This window comes from Marinobacter zhejiangensis, from assembly GCF_900114775.1.
GTDB classification, from domain to species: Bacteria; Pseudomonadota; Gammaproteobacteria; order Pseudomonadales; family Oleiphilaceae; genus Marinobacter; species Marinobacter zhejiangensis.
The window spans coordinates 1,088,782-1,101,934 of the sequence record NZ_FOUE01000001.1 but is presented as its reverse complement, the minus strand read 5'-3'; the positions used below and the strand labels follow the sequence as shown (position 1 = coordinate 1,101,934).

Below are 13,153 nucleotides of genomic sequence, written 5' to 3'. Positions count from 1 at the left end.
AGGCACTGCCGGGGAGAACTTCTCCGGACCTTCTGTTGCCAGGGATGGCAACAGAGAGCCTACATGGATGTATTCACGGCGTGTCCGGGGAAGTTCTCCCCGGCAGTGCCAGCCTCCAGACCTGAAGGCCAAAGAGGCTGACAAGGAACAACCAATTAACGACGCTTCATCGACAGGAAGAACTCGTCGTTGGTCTTGGTTTCCCGCAGTTTGTCGAGCAGGAATTCCAGCGCCGCGGTGTCGTCGTCCATGGAGTGGAGCAGCTTGCGCAGAATCCACACCCGCTGGATATCGGCCTCAGCCATCAGCAGGTCTTCACGACGGGTACCGGAGCGACGGATGTTGATCGCCGGGTAGACACGTTTTTCGGCAATACGGCGATCCAGGTGAACCTCCATGTTACCGGTGCCCTTGAACTCCTCGTAGATAACCTCGTCCATCTTGGAACCGGTATCCACCAGAGCCGTAGCCAGGATGGTCAGACTGCCGCCTTCCTCAACGTTACGGGCCGCACCAAAGAAGCGCTTGGGTTTTTCCAGGGCATGGGCATCCACACCACCGGTCAGAACCTTACCGGACGACGGAATCACCGTGTTGTAGGCACGTGCCAGACGGGTAATGGAGTCCAGCAGGATCACCACATCCTTCTTGTGCTCAACCAGGCGCTTGGCCTTCTCGATAACCATCTCGGCAACCTGAACGTGACGGGCAGGCGGCTCATCAAAGGTAGAAGCGATGACTTCACCACGAACCGTACGCTGCATCTCGGTCACTTCTTCCGGACGCTCATCGATCAACAGCACGATCACGTAGCATTCCGGGTTGTTCCGGGTGATCGACTGGGCAATATTCTGCATCAACAGGGTCTTACCGGCCTTCGGCGGAGAAACGATCAGGCCACGCTGGCCCTTACCGATCGGTGCCACCAGGTCCAGAACCCGTGAAGACAGATCCTCGGTACTGCCGTTACCCGCTTCCAGCGCCAGGCGCTCGTCCGGGAACAGCGGTGTCAGGTTCTCAAACAGAATTTTGTTGCGGGCGTTGTCCGGCTTGTCGAAGTTGATTTCGTTGACCTTCAACAGCGCAAAGTAACGCTCGCCGTCCTTCGGAGGACGGATCTTGCCCGAGATGGTATCACCGGTACGGAGGTTAAACCGGCGGATCTGGCTCGGAGACACGTAGATGTCGTCCGGACCGGCCAGGTAGGAGGCATCCGCTGAACGGAGAAAACCGAAACCGTCCTGCAGGATCTCCAGCACACCGTCGCCGTAAATGTCTTCACCGCTCTTGGCATGTTTCTTCAGGATGGAAAAGATAACATCCTGCTTGCGGGAACGAGCCAGGTTGTCGAGCCCCATTTCCTGCGCGATTTCGAGCAGTTCGGGCACGGATTTCTGCTTGAGTTCAGTAAGATTCATAAGTTGTTTGGCATTCAAGAATGGAAATAATCAGGGTTAGATAGGACAGGGGAAAACCTGACAGGCCAACCCGGCCATGTATCAGGGGCCACTATATAAAGTATAGAAAAAGTGAAGCTGGGCCAGAGGCCGAATAGAGTCATCAGCCCGTCAGACAGACTGATCTTTCACCAGTTCATTGTGTAATGTCAAGTACCGGCGACTGAAATTCGCTGATCATTATAGCAACACAGGGGGACAATACCACCCCTTCCAATCCCGCGTCGAGACCGGGATACTTGGAAATTACACCTAAAACAGGTACTAACAAGGGGCAACGCGGCCCCCTGAGCAGAACGCCTACCGCCACCCAACTTTTGGAGCACGACAACGGATGACTACCCACAGCCAGTCTGAATCCCGCTCACTCAATGTGGCCCTGCTGACGGTCTCTGACAGCCGCGGGGAAGACCAGGACACCTCCGGCCAGTACCTTGAGGACCGCATCCTTGAAGCCGACCACCGGCTGATCGCCCGCCGTATTCTGCCAGACGATGTCTATCTGGTGCGTGCGCTGATGTCCGAATGGATCGCTGCACCGGACGTCCACGCCATCATCATAACCGGGGGCACCGGATTCCACGAACGCGACAGCACCCCCGAAGCGGTCATGCCGCTGCTGGACAAGACCATCGACGGTTTTGGCGAAGAATTCCGCCGCCTGTCCCAGGTAGACATCGGCAGCTCCACCGTCCAGTCCCGGGCCTTTGGCGGGCTCGCGAACCATACCGCCATTTTCTGTCTGCCGGGCTCCACCGGCGCTTGCCGCACCGGCTGGGAGGGCATCCTCAGCCACCAACTCAACAGCACCTGCAAGCCCTGCAACTTCAACGCACTGCTGCTGCGTAAGCCAGGCCGCCAGGTCGAGCGCCTGCAGCAGCGCATCGGCAACAAGGCTGAGCGCTGATGAGCCACCACGCCGACCTCACCTCCGTCGATGACGCCCTCACCCACCTGCTGGCCCAGGCAACGCCGCTGGCGCAGATTGAAACCGTTGCCCTGACCGGCGCACTAGGGCGGATACTGGCGGAGGACATTACCGTCCCGCTGGATGTTCCGCCTGCGGACAACAGCGCCGTTGACGGTTACGCCCTGCGTTTCGAAGACCTGACCCCGGGCGCGACCATCCCGGTGTCCGAGCGCATTCCGGCAGGCCATGCGCCGCAGCCACTGACACCCGGCACTGCTGCACGAATCTTTACCGGTTCGGAAGTCCCTGCCGGCGCCGACTTGGTGGTCATGCAGGAGCGGGTCGAGGTTGCCCCCGACGGTATCCGTATCAGTGGTGAGCACACCCCCGGCCAGAACATTCGCCGGCGCGGCCAGGACCTTGCAAAAGGCGGCCTGGCGCTGGCTCGCGGTGCCCGCCTGCGGCCCCAGGAACTGGGACTGCTGGCGTCCATAGGCATCGCTGAAGTCCCGGTCCTGCGGCGCTTCCGGGTGGCGGTCCTGACCACTGGTGATGAACTGGTAGACCCAGGCCAGCCTCTCGCGGCAGGGCAGATCTACAACTCCAACCGGTTTACGCTGCTTGGCCTGCTGGAGCGAGCCGGCTGCGAAGTGGTGCTTTGCGAGAACCTCCGCGACGAACGCTCCGCGACCATCGAGACGCTCCACTCAGCCGCCGATGTGGCCGACCTGGTCATCACCAGCGGAGGCGTGTCCGTCGGCGAGGAAGACCACGTCCGTGCCGTCCTGGAAAGCCAGGGCAAACTGTCCTTGTGGCGACTGGCCATCAAACCGGGCAAACCGCTGGCCTTTGGCCACCTGGGAAAAACCCCGGTGATCGGACTGCCTGGCAACCCGGCAGCTGTGCTGGTGACGTTCCTGGTAGTGGCCCTGCCCTTCATCCGCCGCTGCCAGGGTCAGGATGGTCGTAGCCCTCAAGGGCAACGATTAGCGGCCGCGTTTGCCATCGACAAACCGTCCATCCGCCGTGAGTTTGTCCGGGCACGGAAGGAAATTGTCGACGGTGAAGCACGAGTCACCGCCTACCCGAATCAGAGTTCCGGCATGCTCAGTTCCGCCTGCTGGGCGGATGGCTTGGCAATCATCCCGGAACATGCCGTGGTCAGCCCAGGTGATACCATTACCTATTATTCCTTTAACGACCTGATGGGGTAATGCGATGACTGCAGACACTTCCGCCACCGTGACCGTCCGCTTCTTCGCCCGGCTGCGTGAACACTTGGGCACAGACTCCCTGACCGTCGCCATTCAGCCGCAGACCACCGTTGCCGATTTGCTCGCCACCCTCGCCACTCGCGGTGAGGCCTGGCAGGAACTGACGGGAGACCGCCCGGTGATGGTTGCGATCAACCAGGCCATGGCGAAACCCGGCACCCGCCTGAACCCGGACGACGAGATCGCCTTCTTCCCTCCGGTGACCGGAGGCTGACATGGTTATCATCCAGCAACAGGATTTCGACCTGGCCGAGGAGTACCGAAAGTTACGGGACAGCGGTGACAGCACCGGCGCCATCGCCACCTTTACCGGACTGGTACGTGACTACGGCGACCTCAACGACGTGACCGGACTGTTCCTGGAACACTACCCGGGCATGACGGAACACGTCATTGAGGGGCTGATTGCAGAGGCTGGAAAGCGCTGGGACGTGCGTGCTGCACGGGTCATCCACCGGGTCGGCACCCTGGCCCTGGGCGACCAGATCGTGTTCGTTGGTGTCTGCAGCGCCCACCGGGGGGACGCCTTCGCGGCCTGCCAATTCATCATGGATGCCCTCAAGACCTCAGCGCCGTTCTGGAAGAAGGAGCTGAGCAGGCAGGGCGACCACTGGGTGGAGCAGAAAGACTCCGACCGTGAACAGGCCGAGCAGTGGCGGGAATCGTCGGACTGAGCGGCTAGCGCAGGTCGTCCAACCGGTTGCAGTTGGTGAAGTCTTCCTGGAACGGGTGACAGTCCAGCAGGTGGGCGCCGCAGGCCAGGGCGAACTGGTAGACCCGCCGGTTGCCGGCCAGGAGCTGGCGCTCCAGGGGGGCAGCCAAGGTGACCGGATAAACGCCGTGCAACGGATGCACACGGCCATCAACATCGGCAATGACCGGCCGCCCATCTCCTGCGGCGTAACCATCCAACAGGTGCTGCAACAACCCCGCACTCACCCTCGGTGTATCGCAGGGACACACGAGCACTTCACTGTACCCCAGCTCCCCCGCCCGCCTCATCGCCGTCAACAGGCCCGCCAAGGGGCCCTGCCCACGAAAATGAGGGTCATCAGTGACCAGCTGCGTGGCCAGCTCTGCGTAGTAGGTATCCGGCTTTGCCGTACTGACGATCAGCTCCGGCAACACCGCGCGGAAGGTCGCAGCAATCGAGTCAGCCATCGGCGCCCCCTGCCACAGCTGGCGTCCCTTATCGACACCGCCCATCCGCCGGGCCTCACCGCCGGCCAACAGAATGCCTATCGCATTCATAACACCTCCGCAAAAACAAACAGGCCGCCCGTGAATCGCTTCAGGGGCGGCCTGGGATCAGCCAGCTAAGGCTGGATCAGAGATTGCTGTCCAGGAATGCCGCCAGCTGGGACTTGGACAGGGCGCCAACTTTGGTGGCGTCAACGTTGCCGTTCTTGAACAGCATCAGTGTCGGAATACCGCGGATGTTGAACTTCGGTGGGGTCTGCTCGTTCTCATCGATGTTGAGCTTGCAGACTTTCAGTTTGCCTTCGTACTCTTCGGCAATCTCTTCCAGCACCGGCGCGATCATCTTGCACGGACCACACCACTCAGCCCAGTAATCAACCAGCACGGGGGTGTCAGCCTGCAGCACGTCCTGCTCGAACGACGCATCAGTTACGTTTACGATATTTCCGCTCATTGCCTTTTCCTGATTCCTGCACACCGGCGGTACGAATTACCCATAACCCGTTGCCTGGCGCGCGATTGACTCTGTAGGCGTCAGCCCAATACCGCAGTCTGACGCCACCACATAACGCGATACTTTACGCGATTGCTCCAGCGAATGTGAAGAGGGCTGATCAAGGATTGCCTGCATCCACCCCCTTTCAGGTCCGGGGAAACCGTTACCACTACTGACAGTCTGCCAATAATTCGCTTATAGTTAGCCCATGCCACTGGGGCCGGCATTATCTTCCTGCCTGCGCCTCCCAACAGAAAGGCCAGACTCGTCCCCCTTACCTCAGGACTACTGAGTCAAGATAAGGCCACGCAAGAGGAATTCAAGACTCGTGACGGCCCGAAACACCGCCACTCAGCCCGATGTACTTGCAGCCATCGATATGGGCTCCAACAGCTTTCACATGGTTGTTGCCCGACTGGTCCACGGAGAAATCCGTACGCTGGAAAAAATGGGCGAAAAGGTCCAACTCGGCGCAGGCCTGGATGCCAACAACAACCTGACAGAAGAGGCTCAGCAACGCGCTCTCGACTGCCTGGGCCGCTTTGCCCAGCGCCTCGGCGACATGCCCCCTTCAGCGGTGCAGATCGTCGGCACCAACGCTCTTAGGGTCGCCCGTAATACCAATGATTTCATTCGCCGCGCCGAAGCCGTGCTGGGCTACCCGGTGGAAATCATCGCCGGCAGGGAAGAAGCCCGTCTGATCTACCTCGGCGTCTCTCACACCCTGTCTGATGACAAGGGGCGTCGACTGGTGATTGACATTGGCGGCGGCAGTACTGAATTCATCATCGGCGAACGGTTCGAAGCCCAGGAACTGGAAAGCCTCCACATGGGCTGCGTGTCCTTCCGTAACCGCTATTTCGCTGACGGCCGCATCACCCGCCGCCAGATGGACCGAGCCGTGACCCATGCCAATCAGGAAATTCTGCACATCCGCAACCGGTACCGTCAGCTGGGTTGGAAAGACGCTGTTGGCTCCTCCGGTTCGATCAAGGCCATCTCCAACGTTCTGGCGGCCCTGAAAATCACCGATGGCACCCTCACCTATCAGGGCATGAAGGAGTTACGCCGGCGCCTGGTGGACATGGGCAACATCGACCGGCTCTCGGAAATCGGTGTGCGCACGGAGCGCCACACCATCTTCACCGCTGGCTTCGCCATTCTGATGGGTGCGTTCGAGTCACTGGAAATTGACGAGATGCGCTTTGCCGACGGCGCCCTGCGGGAAGGTCTGCTCTACGACATTGTCGGGCGCATTCAACATGAGGATGTGCGGGAGCGCACCATTCACGCTCTGCAGGAGCGCTATCACGTTGACCAGGCCCATGGCAGGGCTGTTGAGGAAACCGCGATTTCTGCCTGGCAGCAGGTGGCGGACGACTGGGGAATCAACACCGAGTACGACGAAGACATTCTCCGCTGGGCCTGTCGCCTGCATGAGATCGGCCTGACCATTTCCCACAGTCAGTACCACAAACATGGCGCTTATCTGTTGCGCTATTCGGATCTGGCTGGTTTCAGCCAACAGTTCCAACGCGATCTGGCCACCTTGGTTCGCGGTCACCGGCGCAAGTTCTCTGCCGCGGTCTTCGAAGACACCGACCCCAATGACCTCCAGCGCCTTCGCTACCTGTGCACCCTGATCCGGCTGGCAGTCCTGTTGCATCATCCCCGCAACAACGAGCCCCTGCCCGAGTTCCGCCTGACCGCAGGCCCGGACAGGCTGACGCTGGCGTTCCCGGACCAATGGCTGGAAAGCCGCCCGCTGACACTGGCCGACCTGAACAACGAGCAGGAGTACCTGTCCAAGCAGGGGCTGACCCTTTCCATCGAATGACGATGAAGGTCTGGGCGGCGCCTTAGCCCAGACCTGCTTCCATCGTTTCAACGGTTTCGCTGACATCCAGCCATTCGGCTTCGGTCGAATCCAGCTCGCCGCGCTGCTGCGCCTGATGGCCCAGCAGTTCCTTGAGCCGATCTTTACTCGCAGCGTCGTACAGGCTTGGCTCGCCAAGCGCCTGCTCCAGCTCAGCCAGCGACTGCTGCAACTGTTCCATACGCTGTTCCAGTGCCGCCAGCCGCTTGCGAAACGGACTGATCTGCTGCCTCAGGGCGGCTTCCGCTCGTTTGCGAGCCTTACGCTCCTCAGCGCTTTCCCGGGCAACATCCCCGCCAGCAGACCCGTTGCCCTGGCTGCCATCCGCACTCGCCGCAGCCGCACCAGGCTCGACCCGCTGGGGCGCTTCCGCCTCATCACGCCGCCGATCCGCCAGCCAGCGTTCATAGTCTTCCAGGTCGCCGTCGTAGACATCGACAAGGCCACCATGAACCAGCCAGAAGTCATCCACCGTGTTGCGTAGCAGGTGACGGTCGTGGGATACCACCACGATGGCCCCTTCAAAGTTCTGCAAGGCCATGGTCAGAGCCTGGCGCATTTCCAGGTCCAGATGGTTGGTGGGCTCGTCGAGCAGCAGCAGGTTCGGGCGCTGCCAGGCAATGGTTGCCAGGGCGACACGAGCCTTTTCACCACCCGAGAACGACCGCACCGGCGCCAGTGCTTCATCGCCGTGAAAATCAAACCCGCCCAGGAAGTTCCGGATGCTTTGTTCGGAGGCTTTCGGGGCCAGCCGCTGCAGATGCAGGAACGGGCTGGCATCGAGATCAAGTGCCTCCAGCTGATGCTGGGCAAAGTACCCTACGGCGAGGTTTTCTCCGGCTACCCGCTCGCCGTCCATTAACGGCGACGAGCCCCGCAGCGCATCCATCAGGGTGGACTTACCGGCACCGTTCGGACCCAGCAGGCCAATCCGGCTGCCCGGCAACAGGCTCAGATTCAGCCCTCTCAATACAACCTTGTCACCGTAACCCACCGCGCCGTGCCGGATGGATAGCAGTGGGCTGGAGACCTTGTCTGCCACGGGGAATTCAAAGCTGAATGGCGAATCAATGTGCGCCGGCGCAATCTTTTCCATCCGCTCCAGCGCTTTGACCCGGCTTTGAGCCTGGCGAGCTTTACTGGCCTTGGCTTTGAATCGGCTGATAAAGCGCTGAATTTCCTCAATTCTTGCCTGCTGACGCTCGTAACCAGCCTGTTGTTGTGCCAACCGTTCACTGCGCTGGTTTTCAAACGACGAGTAGTTACCGGTGTAGCAATCCAACTTCTTGCTGTAGAAGTGCACCACGTGGGTGGCCACCCGGTCCATAAAGTCACGGTCGTGGGAGATAAACAGCAGGGTTCCCGGGTAACGTCGCAGCCAGTTCTCCAGCCACAGGCAGGCATCCAGGTCCAAGTGGTTGGTGGGCTCGTCCAGCAGCAACAGGTCCGACGGCTGCATCAGTGCCTGGGCGAGATTCAGCCGGATGCGCCAGCCCCCGCTGAACGCAGAGACCGGGCGATCGACATCTGCATCCGCAAAACCCAGCCCCCGGATCAGCGCTTCGGCACGGCGCGGTGCCGACCACGCCTCGTGGAGATCGAGCTCGCCATGAAGCCGTGCCTGGGCATTGTCATCACCGGCTGCTTCAGCCTCTGCCAGCTCCGCCTCAAGCCGGCGCAGCACCTTGTCGCCATCGAGGACGAAATCCCGAGCCGAGCGCTGGGACGCTTCCACCTCCTGAGCCATATGAGCAACACGGCACCCGCCGGGCAGACTGACGTCACCCTGCTCTTGCCCAAGCTCTCCCAACAGGAGTTTGAAAAGGCTGGATTTTCCCGCGCCATTGGCGCCAACAATCGCCACCCTTTCACCACTTTGGATGGTTAGATTGGCGTTTTCTAGCAACCAGACGCCGCCACGTTGTAAACTGAGATCCGATATCGTAAGCATGGCGGCATTCTATCAGGGAACCTTTGTTCACAGTGAGAGTCCCTAGAGCGTGATTGGCTACTTTTTTATGCCACCGATGTAGCTTACAGCTGCAGACACAGGAGCCCAGGTTGGGGGCGCAATGACAGACAACTGGGACAACCTGCCAGCGCCGCTGGAGCTCGACAACCCGCTCTGGCGCTATGCACTGATTGCCTGGAGCTGCCCCAAGGTTGAACAGGCCTGCCTTGAACTTCAGGCCCGGAACTGGAGCGTTACCCGCATCCTGGCGGCTGGCTGGCTCGCGGTCGAGGGGCGTGATTACGAAACGGAAGCGGCCATTGTCCAGCGCTGGCGTGAACAGATGACCAACGCCCTGCGCATGACCAGAAAACAGATTCCCCGGCACCAACCGGCGTTATCATCATTAAGGAAACAGCTGGCCAATGCCGAGCTGGAAGCAGAACGGGTAGAGCTTGCCCTGGCATATGAGTCGCTCAGGCGGCCAGGCAAGGCAGACACTGGCAAACTGACGCAGGCTGAACGGATTCGAGCCAACCTGCGGGCGGTGTCGCCTACCCACAACTTTGACCAGGAAACCGGTCGGCTGCTGGATGCCTTGGTGCACCACCTGCCACAGGATTCTTCATATGGAGCAGACAAGCCATGATAACGCGGTGGCTAATCAGACTTGCCTTTCCCGCCCTCGGCGTACTACTGCTATTGATCTCATTTGGCATCAGCGAACCCGAACCGGTTGCCAGCGCCCCGGAAAGTAAACCGGAAGGCGGCGACATGCCGGCCTTTGAAGGCATGGTACCGAACCCCATCCCTCTTGAAGGCCCTGAGATTGTCTTCAAATGGCAGGACAGCGACGGCGGCTGGCACTATGCCGACCGCCCACCGACGCAAGGCGCCTGGAACGCCCTTGCTATTGAGCCTTCCCGCCCAGGCAGTGGCGCATCGGACAGCCCCTCCGCTCAGGACTGGCGCTCGCCCTACCACGCACCGTTTGCACTCTCTCCGGAAAAAGACAGCTAACGCTTATGCCCAGCCACCCGGGCATTCCGCTCCCAGTCTCTCAACTATCAAACAATTAACGCATGTTCAGTGGCATCTCGCCGCTGAACCAGTTACCTTTTGCTGACCATTATCCAACACCCGCTCAACAAGACTAAGGATGATTCAATGAAGAAGACACTGATCGCCCTGGCGACTGCCGGCATCATTGGAGGCTGTACCTCAACCAACCAGGCAGCCCCAGAACCTGAACTGACCGAAAACAGTCAGAAAGTCAGCTACGGCATGGGCCTGGTCCTCGGCGAGCGGATGCGCAACGACCTGCCAGACCTGCAAATGGATCAGTTTCTCCAAGGCATTGAGCATGGTCACGCCGGCGATGACGCCGCCAAGCGCATGACGCGGGAAGAGATCCAGACGGCATTGATGGAGTACCAGCAGAAGCTGCAGGAAGAGCAGGTTGCCCAGATGGAAAAGCTGGCGGAAGACAACAAAACCGCTGGTGAGACGTTCCTGGCTGAAAACGGTCAGCGCGACGGCGTGGTAACCACCGAGTCCGGACTGCAGTATGAAGTACTGGAAGAAGGCACGGGCGAGAAGCCGACGGCTGACGACGTCGTTAAGGTGCATTACACCGGCGAACTGCTCTCTGGCGAAGTGTTTGACAGCTCCCGCGATCGCGGTGAGCCGGTCACGTTTGGCCTGAACCAGGTCATCGCTGGCTGGACTGAAGGCCTGCAGCTGATGAACGAAGGCAGCCGCGTCAAACTGTTCATTCCTTCTGAGCTGGCTTACGGCCCCGGCGGCAATCGCGGCATCGGCCCCAATGAGACCCTGGTCTTTGACGTAGAACTGCTGGAAATCAACCCAGAGTAATACGCCCTTATCTTCCGGCGTAGAACGCAGTTCTCGCCGGAAGCCACCTGTTCCGGTGGCCCTTGTCGTGCAATACCCCTGCGCTCAAGCCGACGACATGACCTTGTCAGCATGCACGTTGTGCAGATGCTCGATCAGGAAGTCTTCCATTTCAAAGCGGCTCTCCAGGGTTTCACCCAGTTTAGACAGTTCAGCAAACAGCGTACGAATATCCCCGCCCGTTAACTGACCACCGTCCAGGCGGTCATTGAAATTGAGGGCAACCTCCGTGGTTTCCTCAAGCCGAGGGTAAACCTTGGCAGCCAGTTCGACCCCTCCGTCATTAAACTCCTTGGCTTCACGGATCAGTTGCTCAAAGACTTCAAAGTGACCCGCGGACACATAGTCCACCAGGATTTCGCAGAGTCTAACGAATTTGCCCGCCAGCACCTCGGTACTGATGGCGGCATCGGTTCCCGTAAGATCGCAATAGTGAACAATCAGCTCCTGGCGTTCCTTGAGCCAGCGATCGATCAGGTCACTGACCCCACCCCAGCGTTCCTTGGCATTGTGGCAATTTTCAAGCATGACGCCTCCTGACTGACGCGATCTGGTTTATTGTTATCAGTTGCAACCAAATTACCCCAAGGCGGCGCCAACCCGCAACCGGAAACTCCGGGTTATTTGTCGGATGCCGGCGCCCGAAGCAGCAGCACCAAACCGGTGACCACCAGCAGGCTGAAGAACACCGCCGTCCAGCCAGGAATACTCAGCCCCAGGAAGCGCCAGACCACTGCGGCGCAATCGCCGGTGCCGCGAATAGCCGTTGCCAATACCTCGGTCAGCGGGAACACTTCCAGCATGTACTCCACCGATGGGCCGCAGGCGGGCACCTGGTCCGCAGGCAGGCTCTGTAGCCATAACTGCCGCCCGGCCAGCCCCAGACCCAGACCGGAAAACAACGCCAGCAAGAAGCCATAGATCCGCGCACCAACACCCGCGGGATTATGCAGGACGGCCAACAGGCTGACGACAGCCACGGCCATGAAGGCATAACGCTGCAACCAGCATAACGGGCAAGGCTCCAGCCCTTTCACATGCTCCATATAGAACGCAGTGGCCAGCAATGCCACACACACGCCCAGGACAACTCCAAACACCCCTCTTCGATTCAACGGCTTGCTCCCTTGTGTTAACGTCTTCGCATGGCCAACAAACTCACAGGCCCCGCCTTGCCGCTGCAAGGGCGCGCCGGGCCTGCTATCCTGATGGCGTCCGCCAGCATTGACTGGCAATAAACCCTAAACGTTCCCGAACATCAAGCTTATGAACTTTATGTCACTTTTCCGCGTACTCGCCTTGCTCTGTCTGCTCCCGCTGACCACCTCACCCGCCCTGGCCGAGTCACCTGATGACAGCGAGGAGAACAGTACAGCGGAGGAAGCCAGGGTTACCGACTATATCGAGATGGAACCGGACTTTGTCACCAACGTGGGTGCGCCGGACCAGAAGCTCAAATACCTGAAAGCTGCGGTGACACTGCGCGCCTCCAGCCCAACCACCCGGGCGGCGGTAGAGGCTCACATGCCCAGACTCCGCCACGAACTGGTGCTGCTCTTCGGTGAACAAACCGACCTGCACAGGCTGACCAGCAATGAAGGAAAAGAAGCACTGAAGGATGAGGCGGTTCGACGGATCAACGCCGTCTTGGAAGAGCAACAAACCGGGGAACAAATCGATGACGTGGTCTTTACCACGTTTGTGGTACAGCGCTAAGCAAGCCCTGCCTCAGCAGGGCTGCCAGCCTTGAGAAAAGATCAGGCAATACGCGAGAACAGGTCGTCGGCGGCATTTTCCACGGCAACGGCTGCGGCGTCTTCCCAGCCAGCCTCCCAGGCCGCGATGACCACATCCCCGCGATAGGGGCAGCGTTCCCGTGCCATCCCCATCTCTGCAGCCATGTAGCCCTGACGGTAAGCCTTGTTGAGGGCTTCCACATCCCAGCCCAGCTTTACATCCCTAGCCATACCCCCTCCTTGTTACGCTCGTCACGGCATACCGTGTACAGGCAAACGACCTGAACATAATGTAACAAAAGCTAACAGTGGCCAGCCAATATAACAACGAGGCTGTTT

The 13,153-nt window shown here is 59.8% G+C and carries 16 protein-coding genes; 9 read left to right on the top strand and 7 right to left on the bottom strand.

What is annotated here, in order from left to right; translation table 11 throughout:
* Window positions 1–155: 155 nt before the first annotated feature.
* Window positions 156–1,418, bottom strand: a complete 1,263-nt coding sequence (gene rho / locus BMZ67_RS04890; protein ID WP_092020754.1) for a transcription termination factor Rho — start codon at window positions 1,416–1,418, stop codon at window positions 156–158.
* 373 nt (window positions 1,419–1,791) lie between these two features.
* Between rho and moaB the strand changes: the two genes are divergently transcribed.
* The 4 genes from moaB to moaE are packed head-to-tail and all read left to right on the top strand — an operon-like array spanning window position 1,792 to window position 4,315.
* Window positions 1,792–2,364: a molybdenum cofactor biosynthesis protein B gene (gene moaB, locus BMZ67_RS04885; protein ID WP_092020753.1), complete on the top strand. Its 573-nt coding sequence runs from the start codon at window positions 1,792–1,794 to the stop codon at window positions 2,362–2,364.
* Complete coding sequence (locus BMZ67_RS04880; protein WP_092020752.1) at window positions 2,364–3,581, top strand: molybdopterin molybdotransferase MoeA; 1,218 nt, start codon at window positions 2,364–2,366, stop codon at window positions 3,579–3,581. Before moaB ends, BMZ67_RS04880 begins: the two co-directional genes overlap by 1 nt.
* Before the next feature lie 4 nt (window positions 3,582–3,585).
* On the top strand, window positions 3,586–3,855 hold the full coding sequence (gene moaD / locus BMZ67_RS04875; RefSeq protein WP_092020751.1) for a molybdopterin converting factor subunit 1: 270 nt from the start codon (window positions 3,586–3,588) through the stop codon (window positions 3,853–3,855).
* Window position 3,856: 1 nt separating this feature from the next.
* Window positions 3,857–4,315 carry a molybdopterin synthase catalytic subunit MoaE gene (moaE, locus tag BMZ67_RS04870; RefSeq protein ID WP_092020750.1) on the top strand — a complete coding sequence of 153 codons (459 nt, stop codon included), beginning with the start codon at window positions 3,857–3,859 and terminating at the stop codon, window positions 4,313–4,315.
* Between the two features lie 4 nt (window positions 4,316–4,319).
* Here the strand turns inward: moaE and mobA are convergent, their stop codons facing one another.
* A complete protein-coding gene (gene mobA / locus BMZ67_RS04865; RefSeq protein WP_092020749.1) occupies window positions 4,320–4,892 on the bottom strand; it encodes a molybdenum cofactor guanylyltransferase in 573 nt (190 codons plus the stop codon).
* 76 nt (window positions 4,893–4,968) lie between these two features.
* On the bottom strand, window positions 4,969–5,295 hold the full coding sequence (gene trxA, locus BMZ67_RS04860) for a thioredoxin TrxA (protein WP_091812847.1): 327 nt from the start codon (window positions 5,293–5,295) through the stop codon (window positions 4,969–4,971).
* A gap of 370 nt (window positions 5,296–5,665) precedes the next feature.
* Here trxA and ppx point away from each other — a divergent pair, with 370 nt between their 5' ends.
* On the top strand, window positions 5,666–7,174 hold the full coding sequence (ppx, locus tag BMZ67_RS04855; protein WP_281246583.1) for an exopolyphosphatase: 1,509 nt from the start codon (window positions 5,666–5,668) through the stop codon (window positions 7,172–7,174).
* Window positions 7,175–7,196: 22 nt separating this feature from the next.
* Here ppx and BMZ67_RS04850 read toward each other — a convergent pair whose 3' ends face one another.
* Window positions 7,197–9,164 (bottom strand): ATP-binding cassette domain-containing protein, encoded by a 1,968-nt coding sequence (locus tag BMZ67_RS04850; protein WP_092020748.1) that lies wholly within the window; start codon window positions 9,162–9,164, stop codon window positions 7,197–7,199.
* Window positions 9,165–9,285: 121 nt separating this feature from the next.
* Between BMZ67_RS04850 and BMZ67_RS04845 the strand changes: the two genes are divergently transcribed.
* The 3 genes from BMZ67_RS04845 to bamJ all read left to right on the top strand — a co-directional run bounded on the left by BMZ67_RS04845 (window position 9,286) and on the right by bamJ (window position 11,039).
* A complete protein-coding gene (locus tag BMZ67_RS04845; protein WP_092020747.1) occupies window positions 9,286–9,813 on the top strand; it encodes a TIGR02444 family protein in 528 nt (175 codons plus the stop codon).
* Entirely contained in the window at window positions 9,810–10,184 is a 375-nt protein-coding gene (locus tag BMZ67_RS04840; protein ID WP_092020746.1) for a DUF4124 domain-containing protein, read from the top strand. The genes BMZ67_RS04845 and BMZ67_RS04840 overlap by 4 nt, the downstream gene beginning before the upstream one ends.
* Window positions 10,185–10,331: 147 nt before the next feature.
* Window positions 10,332–11,039, top strand: coding sequence for a BamJ family beta-barrel-assembly machinery protein (gene bamJ / locus BMZ67_RS04835; RefSeq protein WP_092020745.1), 708 nt, complete (start codon window positions 10,332–10,334; stop codon window positions 11,037–11,039).
* Between the two features lie 84 nt (window positions 11,040–11,123).
* Here the strand turns inward: bamJ and rsd are convergent, their stop codons facing one another.
* Window positions 11,124–11,606: a sigma D regulator gene (rsd, locus tag BMZ67_RS04830; RefSeq protein WP_092020744.1), complete on the bottom strand. Its 483-nt coding sequence runs from the start codon at window positions 11,604–11,606 to the stop codon at window positions 11,124–11,126.
* Between the two features lie 92 nt (window positions 11,607–11,698).
* Window positions 11,699–12,193, bottom strand: a complete 495-nt coding sequence (locus tag BMZ67_RS04825) for a disulfide bond formation protein B (RefSeq protein ID WP_092020743.1) — start codon at window positions 12,191–12,193, stop codon at window positions 11,699–11,701.
* Between the two features lie 160 nt (window positions 12,194–12,353).
* On the opposite strand from BMZ67_RS04825, the gene BMZ67_RS04820 reads away from it, so the two are divergent.
* Window positions 12,354–12,794, top strand: a complete 441-nt coding sequence (locus BMZ67_RS04820; RefSeq protein WP_092020942.1) for a flagellar basal body-associated FliL family protein — start codon at window positions 12,354–12,356, stop codon at window positions 12,792–12,794.
* 41 nt (window positions 12,795–12,835) lie between these two features.
* On the opposite strand, the gene rmf is transcribed toward BMZ67_RS04820, so the two are convergent.
* Entirely contained in the window at window positions 12,836–13,045 is a 210-nt protein-coding gene (rmf, locus tag BMZ67_RS04815; RefSeq protein WP_092020742.1) for a ribosome modulation factor, read from the bottom strand.
* Between the last annotated feature and the right edge of the window lie 108 nt (window positions 13,046–13,153).